The organism is Streptomyces glaucescens, assembly GCF_000761215.1.
GTDB classification, from domain to species: domain Bacteria; phylum Actinomycetota; class Actinomycetes; order Streptomycetales; family Streptomycetaceae; genus Streptomyces; species Streptomyces glaucescens_B.
Map to the genome: position 1 here is coordinate 1,912,168 of NZ_CP009438.1, position 16,458 is coordinate 1,928,625.

The 16,458-nt window shown below is 73.1% G+C and carries 15 protein-coding genes; 4 read left to right on the forward strand and 11 right to left on the reverse strand.

Annotated features, from left to right (window positions below; genetic code table 11):
• Positions 1–14 precede the first annotated feature (14 nt).
• The 4 genes from SGLAU_RS08270 (at position 15) to SGLAU_RS08285 (ending at position 3,966) form a co-directional block, all read left to right on the forward strand.
• Positions 15–1,466 (forward strand): peptidoglycan D,D-transpeptidase FtsI family protein, encoded by a 1,452-nt coding sequence (locus SGLAU_RS08270; protein WP_043499715.1) that lies wholly within the window; start codon positions 15–17, stop codon positions 1,464–1,466.
• 165 nt (positions 1,467–1,631) lie between these two features.
• Positions 1,632–2,198, forward strand: a complete 567-nt coding sequence (locus SGLAU_RS08275; RefSeq protein WP_043499716.1) for a SigE family RNA polymerase sigma factor — start codon at positions 1,632–1,634, stop codon at positions 2,196–2,198.
• Positions 2,195–3,049, forward strand: a complete 855-nt coding sequence (locus tag SGLAU_RS08280; RefSeq protein ID WP_208868895.1) for a hypothetical protein — start codon at positions 2,195–2,197, stop codon at positions 3,047–3,049. Before SGLAU_RS08275 ends, SGLAU_RS08280 begins: the two co-directional genes overlap by 4 nt.
• An 83-nt stretch (positions 3,050–3,132) precedes the next feature.
• Positions 3,133–3,966: a pectate lyase gene (locus SGLAU_RS08285; RefSeq protein ID WP_043499720.1), complete on the forward strand. Its 834-nt coding sequence runs from the start codon at positions 3,133–3,135 to the stop codon at positions 3,964–3,966.
• Between the two features lie 163 nt (positions 3,967–4,129).
• Here the strand turns inward: SGLAU_RS08285 and SGLAU_RS08290 are convergent, their stop codons facing one another.
• The 11 genes from SGLAU_RS08290 to SGLAU_RS08340 form a co-directional block, all read right to left on the reverse strand.
• The gene (locus tag SGLAU_RS08290; protein WP_043499722.1) at positions 4,130–5,176 is read right to left on the reverse strand and encodes a dienelactone hydrolase family protein; all 1,047 of its coding nucleotides are present in this window, start codon (positions 5,174–5,176) and stop codon (positions 4,130–4,132) included.
• The gene (locus SGLAU_RS08295; protein WP_043499724.1) at positions 5,169–6,284 is read right to left on the reverse strand and encodes a pectinesterase family protein; all 1,116 of its coding nucleotides are present in this window, start codon (positions 6,282–6,284) and stop codon (positions 5,169–5,171) included. Before SGLAU_RS08295 ends, SGLAU_RS08290 begins: the two co-directional genes overlap by 8 nt.
• A gap of 71 nt (positions 6,285–6,355) precedes the next feature.
• Positions 6,356–7,678 (reverse strand): polysaccharide lyase family 1 protein, encoded by a 1,323-nt coding sequence (locus tag SGLAU_RS08300; protein ID WP_043499726.1) that lies wholly within the window; start codon positions 7,676–7,678, stop codon positions 6,356–6,358.
• A gap of 31 nt (positions 7,679–7,709) precedes the next feature.
• Positions 7,710–8,507, reverse strand: a complete 798-nt coding sequence (locus SGLAU_RS08305) for a rhamnogalacturonan acetylesterase (protein ID WP_043499728.1) — start codon at positions 8,505–8,507, stop codon at positions 7,710–7,712.
• 118 nt (positions 8,508–8,625) lie between these two features.
• The gene (locus SGLAU_RS08310; RefSeq protein WP_043499731.1) at positions 8,626–9,969 is read right to left on the reverse strand and encodes an ABC transporter substrate-binding protein; all 1,344 of its coding nucleotides are present in this window, start codon (positions 9,967–9,969) and stop codon (positions 8,626–8,628) included.
• A gap of 48 nt (positions 9,970–10,017) precedes the next feature.
• Positions 10,018–10,920: a hypothetical protein gene (locus tag SGLAU_RS08315; RefSeq protein WP_159072770.1), complete on the reverse strand. Its 903-nt coding sequence runs from the start codon at positions 10,918–10,920 to the stop codon at positions 10,018–10,020.
• A gap of 33 nt (positions 10,921–10,953) precedes the next feature.
• Positions 10,954–12,495 carry a glycoside hydrolase 43 family protein gene (locus SGLAU_RS08320; RefSeq protein ID WP_043499735.1) on the reverse strand — a complete coding sequence of 514 codons (1,542 nt, stop codon included), beginning with the start codon at positions 12,493–12,495 and terminating at the stop codon, positions 10,954–10,956.
• Positions 12,492–13,337: a PmoA family protein gene (locus SGLAU_RS08325; protein ID WP_043499737.1), complete on the reverse strand. Its 846-nt coding sequence runs from the start codon at positions 13,335–13,337 to the stop codon at positions 12,492–12,494. Before SGLAU_RS08325 ends, SGLAU_RS08320 begins: the two co-directional genes overlap by 4 nt.
• Entirely contained in the window at positions 13,334–14,479 is a 1,146-nt protein-coding gene (locus tag SGLAU_RS08330) for a Gfo/Idh/MocA family protein (RefSeq protein WP_043499740.1), read from the reverse strand. Before SGLAU_RS08330 ends, SGLAU_RS08325 begins: the two co-directional genes overlap by 4 nt.
• 136 nt (positions 14,480–14,615) lie before the next feature.
• Positions 14,616–15,512, reverse strand: a complete 897-nt coding sequence (locus SGLAU_RS08335) for a carbohydrate ABC transporter permease (RefSeq protein WP_043499742.1) — start codon at positions 15,510–15,512, stop codon at positions 14,616–14,618.
• Entirely contained in the window at positions 15,509–16,444 is a 936-nt protein-coding gene (locus SGLAU_RS08340; protein ID WP_043499744.1) for a carbohydrate ABC transporter permease, read from the reverse strand. Before SGLAU_RS08340 ends, SGLAU_RS08335 begins: the two co-directional genes overlap by 4 nt.
• Between the last annotated feature and the right edge of the window lie 14 nt (positions 16,445–16,458).

The window sequence follows — 16,458 nt, forward strand, 5'->3', positions numbered from 1 at the left end:
TCTGTCCGGACGTCATGAACAAGACGATCAGGCGCGCGTCGGTCTTCGCGCTGCTCCTGGTGCTCGCCCTGCTGGTGAGGGCGACCTGGGTGCAGTTCTACGAGGGCCAGGCGCTGGCGGACGACAAGAACAACCGGCGGAACGTCATCGAGCAGTACAGCGAACCGCTCGGCGACATCGTCGTGGGCGGCGAGGCGGTCACCGGCTCGGCGCGGACGAAGAGCGGGGACCTCGGGTACAAGCGGACGTACAAGGACGGCGCGCTCTACGCGGCGGTGACCGGCTACAGCTCGCAGGCCTTCGGCGCCACCCAGCTGGAGGGCGTCTACCAGGACCTGCTGGACGGCACGGACCCGCGACTGAAGTCGGTGCTGGACACGGTCACCAACGGGCGCTCCGACCCCGGTGACGTGATCACCACGATCGACCCCGGGGTGCAGCGGGCGGCGTACGAGGCGCTGGGCGACAAGAAGGGCGCCGCCGTCGCCGTCGACCCCGCGACCGGACGGATCCTGGCGGTCGTCTCCACCCCGTCGTACGACCCGTCGCGCATCACCACCGGCGACTCCGAGGCGTGGACGCGGCTCACCGGGGACGAGGACAAGCCGATGACCAACCGGGCGCTGCGCCAGCCGCTGCCGCCGGGCTCCACCTTCAAGCTGGTGGTCGCGGCGGCGGCGCTGGAGGACGGGCTGGTCTCCTCGGTGGACGCGCCCACGGACAGCCCGGACCCCTACCCGCTGCCGCTGTCCTCCAGGAACCTGACCAACGAGAACCCGGACGCGCCCTGCGCGAACGCGTCGCTGCGCGTCGCGCTCCAGTACTCGTGCAACAACGTCTTCGGCAAGCTGGCCGTCGACCTCGGCCAGGACGAGGTCCGCGCGATGGCGGAGCGGTTCGGCTTCAACGACGCCGAGCAGGACGTCCCGGTGCGCGCGTACGAGAGCGTGTACCCCCGGGACATGGACGAGGCGCAGACGGCCCTGTCCGGCATCGGCCAGTTCGACGTCACCGCGACGCCGCTGCAGATCGCCATGGTGTCGGCGGCCCTGGCCAACGACGGCAAGCTCGTCGCGCCGCACATGGTGTCGCGGATCACCGGCCAGGACGGCGAAGTGCTGGAGGACTACGACGACGACCCCGCCGTCAAGGAGATCGTCAGCCCGGAGACGGCCGAGCAGCTGCGGTCGGCGATGCGGACGGTCGTCGAGGAGGGCACCGGGACGAACGCGCGGTTCCCCGGCGCCACGGTCGGCGGCAAGACGGGCACCGCCCAGCACGGCGAGAACAACAGCAAGACGCCGTACGCCTGGTTCACCTCCTTCGCCGAGTCGGACACCTCGGGCGAGAAGGTCGCCGTGGCGGTGGTGGTCGAGCAGTCGGACGCGGCGCGTTCGGAGGTCAGCGGCAACGGGCTCGCCGCACCGGTGGCCAAGGCCGTGATGCGGGCCGCGCTGGAGGACTGAGCACGGGCGGCGGCGGCCGGCCCGCGGGCCTTCTCCGTTCCCCGTGAGGGAAGTTCGGTCCGCCACACGGCATTCGAAACCTCGTACGACCCGCTGGTACAGTTCCGGGTCTCGTCCTGGCGTACGGCTGTTCGACGCCGGGGAATCGCTACGAGGAGACCGCCCGTGGGCACAGTCGTCGACGACGCCGCCTCCGTGGAGTTCCATGCCTTCTTCGAGCGGCACTACGCCGAACTGGCCCGCCTGGCCCACCTGCTGACGGGTGAGGCGGACGCCGCCGACGACATCGCGGCGGACGCCCTGCTGGCGCTGTGGCACCGCTGGGACCGGGTGCGCGCGGCCGACCACCCGGTGGCGTACGCGCGCGGGGTCGTGGCCAATCTGGCCCGCACCCGGATCCGCGGCGCGGTGCGCGAGCGGCGCAGGATCGCCCTGTTCTGGTCGCAGCGCGAGGAGAGGACCGAGAACCCGGACGTCGCGGGTGTCGTCGACGTCCAGGACGCGCTGCGCCGGCTGCCGTTCCGCAAGCGGGCCTGTGTGGTGCTGCGGCACGCCTTCGACCTCTCGGAGAAGGACACCGCCCTGGCCCTGGGTGTGTCGGTGGGTACGGTGAAGAGCCAGACCTCCAAGGGAATCGCCGAGCTGCAGAGACTGCTCGGCACACAGCAGGCTTCACGGCGGGTGCGTGCGGCGATGGCGCGGACCGGCCAGGCCGCGGGAAGGGACCGATGATGCGGCGGGACGTGCACGAGGAGCTGCGCGCCCGGCTGCGGGAGGCGGCCGAGGCCCATCAGCCGGACCGGGCGCGCATGCTGGCCAGGATCGAGCGCGGCATGGCCGAGGAGGCCCGCCCGGCCGCTCACCGGGCCACCCGGCCCCCGGTGTCCGGCTGGCTGCGGGTGGCCGGGGCCACCGCCGCCGTCGCGGGCGTGCTCGCGGTGGGCGGGTACGCGGTGGCGTCCGCCGTGAAGTCGGACCACGCTCCCCCGCAGGGCACGGTCGCGGTCACGTCGACGCCCGCCCCGTCACCGGAGGCGACCGGCAGGCCGCCCGTCCTCCCCGCGGACCCGACGCCGAGCGCCCCGCCCACACGGCGGGAGGAGCCCGCCGTGCCGTCGACGACGGCGCCGCCCTCCGGCAGCCCGTCGTCGGCGCCCCCGCGGCCGCCGGCCGGTGGTGACGTCGAGGACGGCCCGCTCTGGTCGGACGGCTCGGTGGACCCGCACAGCAACGAGTTCTGGGCGCAGAGCAACGTCACGCTGAAGACCCGGGGGCAACTGACGGAGCTGGTCGTCCTGCTGCGGGTGGCGCAGACCGGCGGGGTGTCCGCCACGGGCGCCTGGCGGTCGCTGCCGGAGGACGACTTCGAGCTGACGGTCGGCGAGGAGGACGGGTTCCTCGTCTACACCTGGCGGCTGAAGGAGGGCCGTACGGTGCCGGCGGGCGAGTGGGTGTTCGCGGGACAGTACGACCATGAGCGCGGCGGCCGGGACGCCGGGGACGACAGCTACGCGGCGACGGCCCGCAGCGGGTCCGAGGAGCTGTCCGTGGCGGGCGACTTCGCCCCGCGCGGGGAGCCGTGAAAAAAATTCCGATGACGCGGCAACCCTTTCCCCGGCGGTGGCGACCAGGAGACGCAAGGTTTCCCTCCCACGCAAGGAATGGCATGACAGCACGAGCCGAACAGCGCGTCCGCCACCGCCGCCGCGTCACGAAACGACGCGCGGCGATCGCCGGCGCCGCCGCCCTGGGCCTCACCGGGGCGGCGATCGTCACCACGACGATGCTGTCCTCCGCGGGCGCCGCGTCCTCGTGGCCGACGGCCAAGGGACCCAAGGCCGTCAGCAGCACCATCCCCGTCTCGGGGACGTACGACGGCGGCTACAAGCGCTTCTACGGCACCGGCGAACTCGGCGGCACCGGGCAGGACGAGGGCCAGGACCCGCTGTTCAAGCTCGCCGACGGCGCGGTGCTGAAGAACGTCATCCTCGGTGCCCCGGCGGCCGACGGCATCCACTGCACGGGCAGTTGCACGCTGCAGAACGTGTGGTGGGAGGACGTCGGCGAGGACGCCGCCACCTTCAAGGGCAAGTCGGCCTCGGCCGTGTACACCGTGTACGGCGGCGGCGCGCGGAAGGCCGACGACAAGGTCTTCCAGTTCAACGGCGCGGGCAAGCTGGTCGTGACCAAGTTCCAGGTCTCGGACTTCGGCAAGCTGGTGCGCACTTGCGGCAACTGCTCGACGCAGTACAAGAACCGCCAGGTGATCGTCGACGACGTCGACGTCACCGCGCCCGGCAAGTCGATCGTCGGCATCAACGCCAACTTCGGTGAGACGGCCTCCCTGCGCAACGTGCGCATCCACGGTGACAGCGGCAAGAAGATCAAGCCGTGCACCCGCTTCCAGGGCAACGACACCGGCAAGGAGCCGAAGGAGCTGGGCACCGGCCCGGACGGCACGCACTGCCGCTACACCGCCTCGGACCTCACCTACCGGTAGGCCCCCAGCCACCGGTCCGAGCCCCCCTCGGTCCGGTCGCCGGTGCCGGTGCGAGCCCCCCTCGCCCGGCACCAGGAACGCCCCCGCCGGTGACGACCGGCGGGGGCGTTCGCCCACCCGGGCGGGCGCGCGGGGGCCGCCGCGCCCGGTACGGAGGTGCGCCTCACAGCACGTCGTCGAGCCAGGCGAACACCTCGTCCTGCATGCGGCCGCTGAAGACGTGGCCGAGGTCCGGCCACGTCCTCAGCCGCAGCCGCTCCTCGGCGCCGTGGAACCGCCACACGGCGCGCAGCTTGTCGTGGGCCGCCCGTACCCCCTCGGCGCGGAACAGGGGGTCCCGGCCGCCGTGGAGGAAGAGCATCGGCCTGGGCGCGGCGATGCTCGCGACGTCGGGCAGGTCGAGGTGCCGGGCGAGTCCCGGATGGAGCGTGTAGTAGGCCGACTGTCCGCGCAGCGCGTTGTCGCCGGGCACCAGCATCTCCTTCAGGCCGGTCATCCAGCACACGCTCGCCGCGGCGGCGAGGTGGTCGCCGAGCGCGGCCGTCTGCCAGGCCCGGTAACCGCCCATCGAGAAGCCGAGGGCGGCCACCCGGCGGCCGTCGACCCGGTCGAGTCCGGCCAGGAACGCGGCGGCGCGGGCGTCCTCCCGCGCCATGAGCCCGGCGAGGGACGACCCGAGCTGGTAGAAGTGCGCGGCCAGCGCCTGCTGCTGCCCGTACGCGAGCGGCCCCCGGTCGCCCCAGCCCGGTGCGTCCAGGCACAGCACGACGTGGCCGCGCCGGGCCAGCTCGTCGCCGACGAACCGCCCGCCGAAGCAGCGCCGCGCCCACTCCCGCGCGGAGGCCAGCCGGGTGTCGTCGTACCAGGGCCGGACCAGTTTCTCCTTGCCGATGTCGAACCTGGACCCGTGGTCGTGCAGCAGCAGCACCGCCGGGAACGGCCCGCGCCCGTGCGGGGTGAGCAGAACGCCGCGGACGCGTTCGTAGCGGGTGAGGGAGAGGGTCACCAGCTCCCGCGTGTACCCGTCCCCTTCCTCCCGCCCGCCGTACTCGGGGGCGTACGGCGTCCCGTCCTGCCGGCCGACCAGCAGGTGCGCCTCGACCGTGGCACGGGCGGCCCGCCGCCACGCGCCGAAGTCGCGGACGGGCGAGTTGCCCCAGGCGAGCGGGAAGGTCAGTTCCTCCTTGAGCGCCGGCGGCGGCTCAGGCATCCGGCCGCCAGTCGCCGAGGTACGCGCGCCTGGTGTGCTCGCCCGCCTGGGCGGCGGTCAGCCGCGGCCGGTTCTCCGGGACGGTGATCCGGGCGCCGGGGCCCAGATTGCGGTACTCGGTGAACCGCTGCTCCTGCCACGGGAAGGCGTCCGACATGCTGGCGTAGGGCGTGACCGCGTCGATGCCGGTGCCGAGCCAGGTGTCGCGGACCACGAGGGACGGCCGGGCGGTCGGGTCGGAGCTGGGCACCCAGGGGCGGGCCAGCTTGTAGTACCCGTCGGGCGCCTCGCTGCTGATCCGGCTGCGGGTGACGAGGAAGCCGCGCGGGTTGGGTCCCGCGGTCGACGGGGCGAAGACGAAGCCGTACGGGGCTGCGGCCAGGTCGGTGCGGTTCAGGGTGTGGAAGCGGCAGTGCTCGAAGACGGCGGTGGCCCGGCCGAAGACGAAGTCGACGTCGCCCTCGACGTAGCAGCGGGAGAAGTACTGGCGGGCGAAGACGCCCAGCGCGGCGGTGTCGGCGTAGAGGGTGTCCTGGTGGCCGAGGAAACGGCAGTGGTGGAAGGCGGAGCGGTCGCCCGTCACCTTGATGGCGACGGCCTGGGTGCCGGAGGTGCCCGGGTGGCCGGCGCGCAGCCAGTCGTTGGCGAAGGTGATCCGGTGGGCGGTGAAGCCGTCGGCGCGGACGGTGGTGGTGGCCGATCCGCTGGTGCCGTGGGTGCCGCCGCCGGGCTTGGGGGTGCCGGCCGCGTTGTCGTACACGATCACCACGTCGCGCGGGCCGTGGCCGGCGCCGATCCAGGTCATCCCGGTGCGGCCGGCGTCGACGGAGACGGTCTCCCGGTAGACGCCGGGGGCCAGGACGAGGGTGCGGCCGTTGCCGTCGGCGGCGGTCACGGCGGCCTGCACGGTGGTGAAGTCGCCCCGGCCGTGCGGGTCGACGTACAGGGTGCCCGGGGTGAGGCGGGCGGCCGGGGAACCGTACCGGCCGAACGGGCGGGGCCCGCCCGCCGCCCGTGCGGGGAGCGCGGTGACGGCGAGCGCGGCGACCGCGCCGGCGCTCGCCGTCAGCAAGCCGCGCCGGGACGGGGGGAGGTGGGGCGAGGGCATGCGGTGCTCCTTGGGGGTGCGGCCGGGGACCGGTGCGGCGGCGCGCTCCGGCCCCCGGCCGGGCGGGGATGTCAGCGGACGCGTCCGGCGCCCGCGCGGTGGTCGACGAGGGCGGGGACGGCCCGGGGGTGGTCGACCCGGGTGCGCAGGGTGGGCGTCCAGCCGGCGCCGGACTGGAGGGTCTCGGCGGGGATCTGCGCGTTGTGGACGGCGATCAGGTCGGTGGGCTTGCCGTTGACGTAGTTGTGCTCGGCGGTGAGCGGCGCCTCGCTCCACTTCTTCAGCACCTTGCCGGTGCTGACGCCGGGTGCCAGGGAGAAGGCGTTGTGGGTGGCGTGCAGCCGGGAGTGGGCGCCGATGCCGAAGACGTAGCCGAACTTCTGGCCCTTGGTGACCACGAAGTGGTTGTTGTACGAGTCGACCTGCCCGAACCGGACGCGTGGCGCCCGCTCGACGATGCCCTCGAAGCGGTTGTGGTGGAGGGTGACCCGGAGTTTGCCCGTGTCGGTCGCCCCCGCGCTGTCGCTGTTGCCGATGAGCATGGTCTTGTCGTGGTCCCGGAAGGAGTTCCACGAGACGGTGACGAGGTCGCCGCCGCGCACCACGTCGACCAGTCCGTCGTGCTGCTGGTAGACCTTGCCGAAGTAGCTCGGCAGGGCGCTGTCGGGGTGGCGGCCGTCGGTGAGCGTGTTGTGGTCGATCCACACGTGGGTGGAGCCGTACACGACCACGCCGTCGTACTCGGAGTTCCAGGCGCCGGTCCCGTTGTCGTCGGTCGGGTCCCACTGCGGGAAGCAGTCGACCGGGGCCTCGATGGTGAGGTTGCGGATGATGACGTTGTCGACGCCGCGGATTTGGAGGCTGCCGCCGAGGATCCCGGAGTTGCGGCCGACGCCGATGATGGTGGTGTCGGCCGGGACGTTCGCCTTGATGGCCTTGTCCTGGCGGGCGGCCGACGCGGCCCGCAGATCCTCCTGCTCGCCGCTGACGGGCTTGTCGTTGCCCCAGACGGCCGGGTCGTAGTCCGCGAGGTAGCGCTGGAAGTCGTAGCCCTCGGCGGCGAAGGCGTCGCAGCCCTCGGACACGGCGTCGATCATGCCCTTGACCTTGATGATCCGGGGCGCGGTGCCGCCGTCCGCCAGGGCGGCCCGGAACTCGTCCCAGGTCGTCACGGTGTGGACGTGCGCGGCGTCGGCGGCCGCTCCGCCGGTGGTGCCGGTGCCCGCGGAGGCCCAGCCGTCGCCGGCGGCCAGCACCTGGCGGCCGGGGTCGCGGGACCCGGGGTGGGCGGTGGCGGTCCCGGTGACGCCGAGGACCAGCGCGACGCACCCGGTGAGGGCGACGCTCCGCACGGCCGTTCTTATGGCATGGGCATGCCAGTTCTGTGTGTTCATGGTGCGGCTCTCTCTCGACAGTGGAATGGATTCAGACGGCGGCCGGCGGCCACTCGATCCACGACTCGGGGATTTCCTCGTCGAGCCGGCGCACGTCCCGCGGGCCCAGCACCCGCGTGCGCAGCAGCTCCCGCACCACCAGCCGCGCCACGGCGATCGCACCAGGCGGGTCGAAGTGCGTGTTGTCCTGCTCGGACGCCGTCCAGTTGAAGTACCTCTTGGTTTCCTCGGCGCCCAGCTCCTGCCACAGCGCGAGCGACAGCGCCTGCACGTCCAGCAGCGCCACGCCCTCCTCCCGGGCGAGCGCGCGCATCGCCGCCGGGTACTCGCCGTGGCTCGGCAGCGCCCTGCCCTGCGCGTCGAACCTGCGCCGCTCCACGGAGGTGGCCAGCACCGGCCGGGCCCCCCGGGCGCGGGCGCCGTCGAGGTACAGCCGCAGGTGGTCCTGGTAGGTCGTCCACGGCTCGGTGTACCGGGCGGGGTCACCGCTCTTCTGGTCGTTGTGGCCGAACTGGACGATCAGCACGTCGCCCGGCCGGATCCGGCCGAGGATCACGTCGAGCCGGCCCTCTTCCACGAAGCTCTTCGAACTGCGGCCGTTCACCGCGTGGTTCGCGACCGGCCGGTCCTTGTGCAGGAAGAAGGGGAACGCCATCCCCCAGCCGGTCTCCGGCGCCGCGTCCGCGTACTTCTGCGCGGCGGTCGAGTCCCCGGCGATGTGGATCACCCGGCGGTGCCGCCCTTCCGATGCCTGCGCGGCACCGTCGACGGAGAGCGCGAGCGGAGCGGCGGCCAGCGCCGAAGCGACCTGCCTGCGGGAAATGGACACGGGGGCGCCTTTCGAACTGCTGATGAGCTGACAGGGGGCACGCGGGGAACCGCACGAGGAAACCAGGGACGGCCCGCGGCCCGCGCGGCACGGACCGCCCCAAGGCGAACCCGGCGGCCTACTGGTTGCGCTGCTTCCACTCGGCCTGGGCCTCGTTCAGCTGCTCGGCCAGCCCGTCCAGGAACTTCTTCGCCGACATGGTCCCCAGCAGCACCTTCTGGAAGTTCGGCTCGTTCTCCGCCTTCGAGATGGTGTTCCAGTCCGGCAGGTAGTACGGCAGCTGGACGATGGTCGTGGACCCGTCGCTCAGCACCTGAGCGGCCAGCTTCGTCGGCTCGGCCTTCGCGACCCAGGGGTCCTTCGCCGCGTCCATGTTCGCCGGCACCTGCCCCGCCGACTCGTTGAACTTCGAGTTCTCCTCGTGGGAGAGCGCGAACTCGATGAACTTCCAGGCGGCTTCCTTGTTCTTGGAGTTTTTGAACAGTCCCAGCCCGTCCACCGGGTTGGACACCTGGACCCGCTTGCCGCCGGGGCCGGTCGGCTGCGGGATGCCCCGGAACTTGCCGACGCCGAACGCCTTCACGTGGTCCTGGTAGGAGCCCAGGTTGTGGTTGAGCATGCCGATGGTGCCGGAGTCCCACTGGGCGACCATCTTGGTGAAGTCGTTGTTGAGGTCGGCGGAGGGCGTGACCTTCTTGTACAGCGCCGCGTACTTCTCCAGCGCGGCGATGTTCCTCGGGTCGTTGACGGTGGTCTTGTCGCCCTCCCAGAACGAGGTGATCCCGCTCTGCCCGTACATCGCGTCCAGGGCCTGCGCGATGGAGCCGGCGCCGCCGCGGATGGTGTACCCGAACCGGTTCCTCTTCACGTCGGTCAGCTCGTTCGCCGCCGTGAAGAAGGCCTCCCAGGTGGTCGGCGCCTGCAGGCCCGCCTTCTCGAACAGGTCGGTGCGGTAGTACAGCACACCGTTGTTCGCGGAGGTCGGGACGGAGTACAGGGTGCCGTCGCCGCCGCCCGCGGCCTTCATGGACGTCAGCATGTCCTCGTTGAGCTTGCCGTTCAGCGGGGACCCGGCGAGCCGGTCGTCCAGCGGCTCCAGCGCGCCCTGGGCGGAGAACCCGGCGAGCATGGCCGCGCCGACCCCGCCGACGTCGGGCAGCCCGCCGCCCTGGATGGCGGTGTCGACCTTGGACTGGTACTCGGTGGAGGAGATGCCGACGTACTCGACGTCGATGTCCGGGTGGGCCTTCTCGAAGTCGGCGATGATCTCCTTCCAGATGTCGGTGCGCACACCGCCGTTGTTGTCCCAGAAGACGATCTTGCCCTTGCCGCTGCCCTCGGCGCCCTCGCCGCCGCCCCCGCCGCTGCCGTCGTCGCCGCAGGCGGTGGTGGTGAGCGCGAGAACGGAGCCCAGGGCGACGGCGATGGCAGCGCGCCTGCTTCTGCGGATGCTGATCTTCATTGGTCGGCTCTCTTCTTGGTTCCAGCGGGATGTGAAGTCGTGGGGGGGTCAGTGGTGGGCGTGCGGCGCGCGGCCGGCCGTGCCCGGGAGGTGGTCGGGGGCCGTGTGCCGCGCGGCCTCGGTGGCGTCGCCGGGCCGCGGCCGGTCCGCCGCGGGCAGCGGGGCCGCGGCGGCCGGCACCTGGGCCACGGCCGCCGGTTCCCCGCCCGGCTGCCGGGACGGGCCGAGGTGGCGGGTGCCGGCCGGCGCGTCGCTGACGATCCCCGGCCGGGTGCCCGGAAGGCCGTACGGGTTGCCCGTGCGGGCCGAGCCGGCCGTGGCGTGACCGTGGCCGGTGCGCGCGGACCCGTCGGGGCCGCTGCCGGGGGTGAGGCCGCGCGCCGTGGTGTCACCGGCGGGGATCCGTGCGGTCGCGCTCCCGGTGGAGGCGCCGTACGCGGCGGGCGTGCCGTAGACGATGACGGTGCCGGAGCGGTTCTGTCCAGCCCCCTGCGGCACGATCTTCGGCTCGGTCGCGGGGGCGTGGACCGTGGCGCGGCGCGGGCGGGGCGCGACGGTGGCGGGAACGCCGTCGGCGTGCGGCACGGCGGCCGGCGCGGCCGTGTGGCCGGCGGGCACCCGCGGTCCGGAGGAGCGCGGCGCGGGCGCGGGTACGGCGGCGGGGTCCAGCCGGTGGGCGTGGGCGTCCCGCGGTGCGAGGGCCGTGCCCCCCGCGTCGTGCCGCCCGGTGGCGTCCCGCTGGGCGGTCCCGCGCGTGGCGGCGGCACCGGCCGTGCCGGACGCGTGCGGCCGGGCGGTGTCCGTCCCCGAGGCGGGCGGGGCGACCCCACGCGGGGCGGCCTGCGCCTCCCCGAGGAGGCCGAGGCCCAGTGCGGTGACCAGGCCGAGCACGGCGGCCACCACCTTGCCGTGCCCCGGTCTCGGCAAGCGCTTGCCAGGGGGGTGCGTCATTGCGGCTCCCAACGGGCGTGACGAGGGGGTGGATCAGAGCGCGGTGATGCGGAACCGGGTGAACGTGGCCGCGCCCGCGTGCAGGTCGGGGTGGCCCCGGCCGTCACCGGGGGCGAGTGCGAAGAGGCCGAGCAGGGCGCCGACCCAGCGCCACGGGGTGGCGGCGAAGACCTGACCGGACGGGCGTGGGCCGTCGCCCAGGTCGTGGACGAAACGGCAGCGCGCCCCGGGCCGAATCTCGATCCGGAGCCTGGCCCGCCCCCCGGGCGCGGGCACCGGGCGGGCGGCGTCGCGCTCCCGCTCGGCGGTGCCCTCCGCGAACCGGTGGACGAGCTGGACCGACCCGTCGGCCCCCCGTTCCAGCCCGATCCAGGCGAAGGCGTCCCCGAGCACCGCGAGTCCGGCGCGGGCGCCGGGTTCCTCGCTGTCCAGGCGCAGTTCGGCCTCGACGGCCGAGGGGATGCCGGGCAGGCGCTGCGTGAGCACGTTCGGCAGCCTGCGCAGGTCGTGCGCGTCGGCCGAGCGGACGCAGGTGAGCCGGAGTCCGTCACCGGAGTGCTGGGTGGCCCAGCCGTCGCGCGGATTGGCCGTCCACTGCCACTGGCGGCCGTACCGCCCGCCGGGGAAGTCGTCGTCGGTGGCGGGCGCGGCGGGCTGCTGCGGCGGCAGGCCGGGCCGCCGGTGGACGGCCACGGGTGCGCCGTCGTCGCCCATCACCGGCCAGCCGTCGGCATCCCAGCGCATCGGCTGGAGGTGCACGACCCGGCCGTAGGCGCCGCGCTGCTGGAAGTGGACGAACCAGTCCTCGCCGGACCCGGTGCGCACCCAGCCGCCCTGGTGGGGGCCGTTGACGTCGGTGTCCCTCTGTTCGAGGACCACCTTCTCCTCGTACGGCCCGAAGAAGTCGCGGGAGCGGAAGGCGCCCTGCCAGCCGGTCTCCACTCCCCCGGCGGGGGCGAGGATCCAGAACCAGCCGTCGTGCCGGTAGAGCTTGGGGCCCTCCAGGGTGAACCAGCCGGGGATGCGGTCGCCGTCCACGATCAGCTTGCCCTCGTCGAGCAGTGAGCTGCCGTCGGGGTGCATCCGGTGGCCGGTGAGGCGGTTCTTGACGCCCGAGCGGGACTTGGCCCAGGCGTGCACCAGGTACGCCTCGCCGGTCTCCGCGTCCCACAGCGGGCAGGGGTCGATCAGGCCCTTGCCCTCCTTCAGCAGGTGCGGCCTGGTCCAGGGACCGCGGATCTCCGGGGCGTTGACCTGGAAGATGCCCTGGTCGGGGTCGCCCCAGAAGATCCAGAACCGGTCGTCGTGGTGGCGGATCGACGGCGCCCAGACACCGCAGTCGTGGCGCGGCCGCCCGAATCGCGCCGCCGGTTCCAGCCGGTCGAGCGCGTGGCCGACCAGGGTCCAGTTGACGAGGTCACGGGAGTGCAGCAGGGGCAGTCCGGGGACCCGGCCGAAGCTGGAGGCGGTGAGGTAGAAGTCGTCGCCGACGCGGACCACGTCCGGGTCGGACCAGTCGGCGTTCAGGATCGGGTTGGTGTACGTCCCGGCCGGCGCCTGGCCTCGGTGGGTCACGGGGTGACCGCCTTCCGGATCAGGGCCGCGGCCTCGGCGCGGTCGAGGCGGCCGTCGGCGACCACGGTGACGATCCGCCGGACGACGGTCTCGCCGGGCGGGACCGTCAGCCGCTCGGCGTGCGCCAGGGAGGAGCCGACGCCCGGGTACTCGGCGGTGCGCACGAACCACGGGTCGCGGCGGGTGGCGTCGGTGGCGCCCGCGAAGACCAGCGTCCAGGACGTGCCGGCCAGCGCGAGCCAGTCCGCGCGGGCTTCGTGCACCGCCTGCTCGCCCTCGGCGTCCGCGGTGAAGACGTCCGGCGCGGACGCCTCCTTGCGGGCCCGCCAGAAGAAGCCCCCGTAGGCCGCGCCGGGGCGCCCGTTGGTGGCGGGGCTGCCGATGGTCAGCGGTGCGGCGGCGGGGTTGGTGAGGGCGAAGGTGAAGTCAAGCGCCCAGGCGGTGCCGGTGAGCGCGGTGGCGGCGACGGTGCGCCGCTCGCGCAGCACCTCGGTGCCCGCCGCGACCCAGCGCAGCTCCTCGACGAAGCCGTCCGGGTCGCGCAGCTGGAAGCCCGTGTGCCGCTGGGCGCCGTGGTTGTCCAGCTCGGTGGGTCCCCGGTCCCGGACGAAGGTGCGTCCGCCCCAGAAGTTGTGCCCCCCGGCGTCGGGAACGGCGACACCGACGCCGAGGTGGTGCGGGTGGTCGGCGGGGCTCAGTTCGGTGACCGAGGTGCCGGACAGAGTGGTGACGGGGTGCAGGAAGGGGCGCGGGGAGAGCCGGGCGGGCAGTTCGGGCCGGGTGACGTACCGGCCCACCGGCCTGCCGGCGACCCGCAGCACCGTGCTGTCGTCGCTGGTCATGGAGTGCTCACCTCTCTCGGGGCGGCCCACGGGGCCGTCAGCTCGGAGTACAGGGCGAGGGTGTCGGCGGCGGCCGCGACCAGGCCGTCCACGCCCGGCACGATCCGGCGCTCCTCCCCCGGCGCCCGGTGCCAGGCGGACGCCGGGAGCGGGGCGGGGTCGGGGGCCAGCCGGACGGCCTCGACGACCTTCATGAAGGCGCCGGTCGTCTCCGGCGGCACGAGCAGGCCGGTGCCGTCCGTGACGTGGCCGGCCAGGTTCTCCAGCAGATCGGTGCGGCCGTACTCGAACTCCTCGGGGCCGTGGCCCGCGCGCTGGAGCAGCACCCGGTCCTGCTTGTACCAGAAGGTGATCCGGCCCCGGCTGCCGTGCACCAGGACGTACGGCTCATCCGGGTGCTCGGCGCACAGGGTGGCGGCGACGGTGACCGGGTGGCCCTCGGCGGTGGTGACGCGGACGCAGGAGGTGTCGTCGGACTCGATGGCGTTGGCCCGCCACAGCTCGGTCTCGATCGCGGTGACGTCCTCGGCGCGGGTGCTGCCGGCCAGGGCGAGCGCGGTGGCGACGGCGTGCGCCAGGGGGTTGGTGAGCGCCCCGTCGATCACGTCCACGCCGTTCAGCCGCCGCTTGCCCGCCCACGGGGCGCGCCGGAAGTACGCCTCGTCGCGGGCCCAGGCGCCGGCTCCGCCGATGCCGGTGACCGTGCCGATCGCCCCGTCGGCGATCAGCTCCCGGATCGCGGGCACGGCGTGCGAGCCCAGCGACTGGAAGCCGATCTGGCAGGCCACGCCCGCCTCGGCGACCCCGTCGGCCATCCGCCGGAACTCGGCGTAGGACGGCGCGGGCGGCTTCTCCAGCAGCAGGTGCACGCCTCGGCGGGCGGCGGCCAGCGCCAGGTCGGTGTGGGTGGGGATCGGGGTGCAGATCACCGCGAGCCGGGCGCCGGTGCGGTCCAGCAGATCGCCGAAGTCGGGCGACTGGGCGGGGAGTTCTCCTCCGAACTCGTCCTCGGTGAGCGGGGTCAGCTCGCAGATGCCGACGAGCCGTACCACGCCCGCCTCCTGGAGGCGGCGGATGTTCGCCACGTGCCAGCGGCCGTGGCCGCGGGCGCCGGCGAGGACCAGCGGAAGCGCTCCGGTCATCGGATCCTCCCCGCTGCCGCGCCGCGCGCCACCGCCCGGCCGGCCGCCGCCGCGCCGTCGCGCTCGCCGCCCGAGCCGCCGCGGGCGGGCGCCGGCCCGCCCGGCCGAGCGGCGGCCGCGGCCACGTGCCGGAGCCTCATCCCTTCACCGCCCCCGCACTGAAGCCGGTGATCAGCCACTTCTGGATGAAGGCGAAGACGAGGACCACCGGGACGGCGGCGATGATGCCGCCCGCCGCGAGGGCGCCGAGGTCGACGCTGTCCGCGCTCATCAGGGTGTTCAGACCGACCGGGATCGTCTGCTTGGCCTGGTTGTTGAGGAACATCAGGGCGAACAGGAAGTGGTTCCAGGAGTGCACGAAGGCGAAGGAGCCGACCGCGATCAGGCCGGGGCGCAGCAGGGGCAGCACGATGACCCGGAAGGCGGTGAACCGGTTGCAGCCGTCGACCCAGGCCGCCTCCTCCAGGGAGTACGGCACGTTCTTGATGAAGTTGCTGATCAGGATCATCGACAGCGGGAGCTGGAAGACCGTCTCGGCGAGGATGACGCTGCCGAGCGAGTTGATCATCCGGAGCTCGGCGAAGATCTCGAACAGCGGCACCAGGAGCAGCGCGCCGGGCACGAACTGGGAGCAGAGCAGGGCCAGCATGAAGCCCCGCTTGACCTTGAAGTCGAACCGGGCCAGGGCGTAACCGCCGGCCAGGGCGACGATCGTGGTCAGCACCAGGGTGGCCAGGCCGACGAGGACGCTGTTCTGGAAGTAGGTGCCGAACTCCCGCTCGGTCCACACCTTCTCGAAGTGGTCGAAGGTCATGGGCCAGGGCACCAGCGAGGTGGAGCCGGCCGGACGCAGGGCGAAGAGCAGGATCCAGTAGAACGGGATCAGGGTGAAGACCAGGTAGACCGACAGCGGCAGGTAGATCTGCCAGCGTGGGACCTCGTCCCAGCCGCGGTGCCTGCCCGCCGGGCGCTGCGGTTCGGGCCGGGTCCGGCGGGGCGCGGGGACGACCGGGGCCTCCTTGGTGGTGCTCACTTGGACTCGCCTCCGAACTTGCTCAGCCGCAGGTAGACGATCGAGCAGAAGAGCAGGATCACGAACGCGACCGTGGTCAGGGCCGACGCGTAGCCGAAGTCGTGCGCGTCGACGCTGGTGTTGGCGATGTACAGCGGCAAGGTGGTGGTCTCGCCCGCCGGACCGCCGCCGGTCAGGGTGTACAGCAGGTCGACGTTGTTGAACTCCCACACCGCGCGCAGCAGCGTGGACAGGACGATGGCGTCCTTCAGGTGGGGCAGGGTGATGTGCCAGAACTGCTTGATGCGGCCGGCGCCGTCGACCTCGGCGGCCTCGTAGAGGTCCTTGGAGACGGACTGGAGGTCGGCGAGGATGAGGATCGCGAAGAAGGGCACGCCGCGCCACAGGTCGGCGACGATCGCCGCCGGGAACACGGTCCCGGTGTCCGACAGCCAGCTGGTGCCGTAGGAGCCGATGCCCACGTCGGCGAGGTAGCGGGTGATGCCGGTCTGGGAGTTGTACAGCAGCACCCAGATCGCGGAGGTGAGGACACCGGAGACGGCCCACGGGGAGAAGACCAGGGCGCGTCCGAGGGCCCGGCCGGCGAAGGTCTGGTTGACGATCAGGGCCAGGGCCAGGCCGAACAGCAGCTGGAGTCCGACCTCGACGACGACCCACTTGGCGCTGAAGACGAGGGTGTCCCAGAAGACCGGGTCCTCGGTGAAGGCGTGGACGAAGTTGTCGAAGCCCGCGAAACCGTTCCGCCACGGCTTGGTGGGGTTGTAGTCCTGCAGGCTGTAGTAGAAGACGCTGATCACGGGGTAGGCGATGAAGCCCAGCATCAGCAGGGCCGCCGGCGCGATCAGCAGGTACGGGAGCCTGCGGGGCGTGGCGGAGGCACGGCGCCGCCGGGGTGGCGCGGGCGGTTTCGCCACGGCTGCGGCTTGGGCCATGACTGTTCTCCGTT

Excerpts from the sequence above, each read along its gene's own strand:
- SGLAU_RS08270 (WP_043499715.1), top strand. The coding sequence starts at position 15 with ATGAACAAGACGATCAGGCGCGCGTCGGTCTTCGCGCTGCTCCTGGTG.
- SGLAU_RS08280 (WP_208868895.1), top strand. The coding sequence starts at position 2,195 with ATGATGCGGCGGGACGTGCACGAGGAGCTGCGCGCCCGGCTGCGGGAG.
- SGLAU_RS08285 (WP_043499720.1), top strand. The coding sequence starts at position 3,133 with ATGACAGCACGAGCCGAACAGCGCGTCCGCCACCGCCGCCGCGTCACG.
- SGLAU_RS08290 (WP_043499722.1), bottom strand. The coding sequence starts at position 5,176 with ATGCCTGAGCCGCCGCCGGCGCTCAAGGAGGAACTGACCTTCCCGCTC.
- SGLAU_RS08295 (WP_043499724.1), bottom strand. The coding sequence starts at position 6,284 with ATGCCCTCGCCCCACCTCCCCCCGTCCCGGCGCGGCTTGCTGACGGCG.
- SGLAU_RS08300 (WP_043499726.1), bottom strand. The coding sequence starts at position 7,678 with ATGAACACACAGAACTGGCATGCCCATGCCATAAGAACGGCCGTGCGG.
- SGLAU_RS08310 (WP_043499731.1), bottom strand. The coding sequence starts at position 9,969 with ATGAAGATCAGCATCCGCAGAAGCAGGCGCGCTGCCATCGCCGTCGCC.
- SGLAU_RS08315 (WP_159072770.1), bottom strand. The coding sequence starts at position 10,920 with ATGACGCACCCCCCTGGCAAGCGCTTGCCGAGACCGGGGCACGGCAAG.
- SGLAU_RS08325 (WP_043499737.1), bottom strand. The coding sequence starts at position 13,337 with ATGACCAGCGACGACAGCACGGTGCTGCGGGTCGCCGGCAGGCCGGTG.
- SGLAU_RS08330 (WP_043499740.1), bottom strand. The coding sequence starts at position 14,479 with ATGACCGGAGCGCTTCCGCTGGTCCTCGCCGGCGCCCGCGGCCACGGC.
- SGLAU_RS08340 (WP_043499744.1), bottom strand. The coding sequence starts at position 16,444 with ATGGCCCAAGCCGCAGCCGTGGCGAAACCGCCCGCGCCACCCCGGCGG.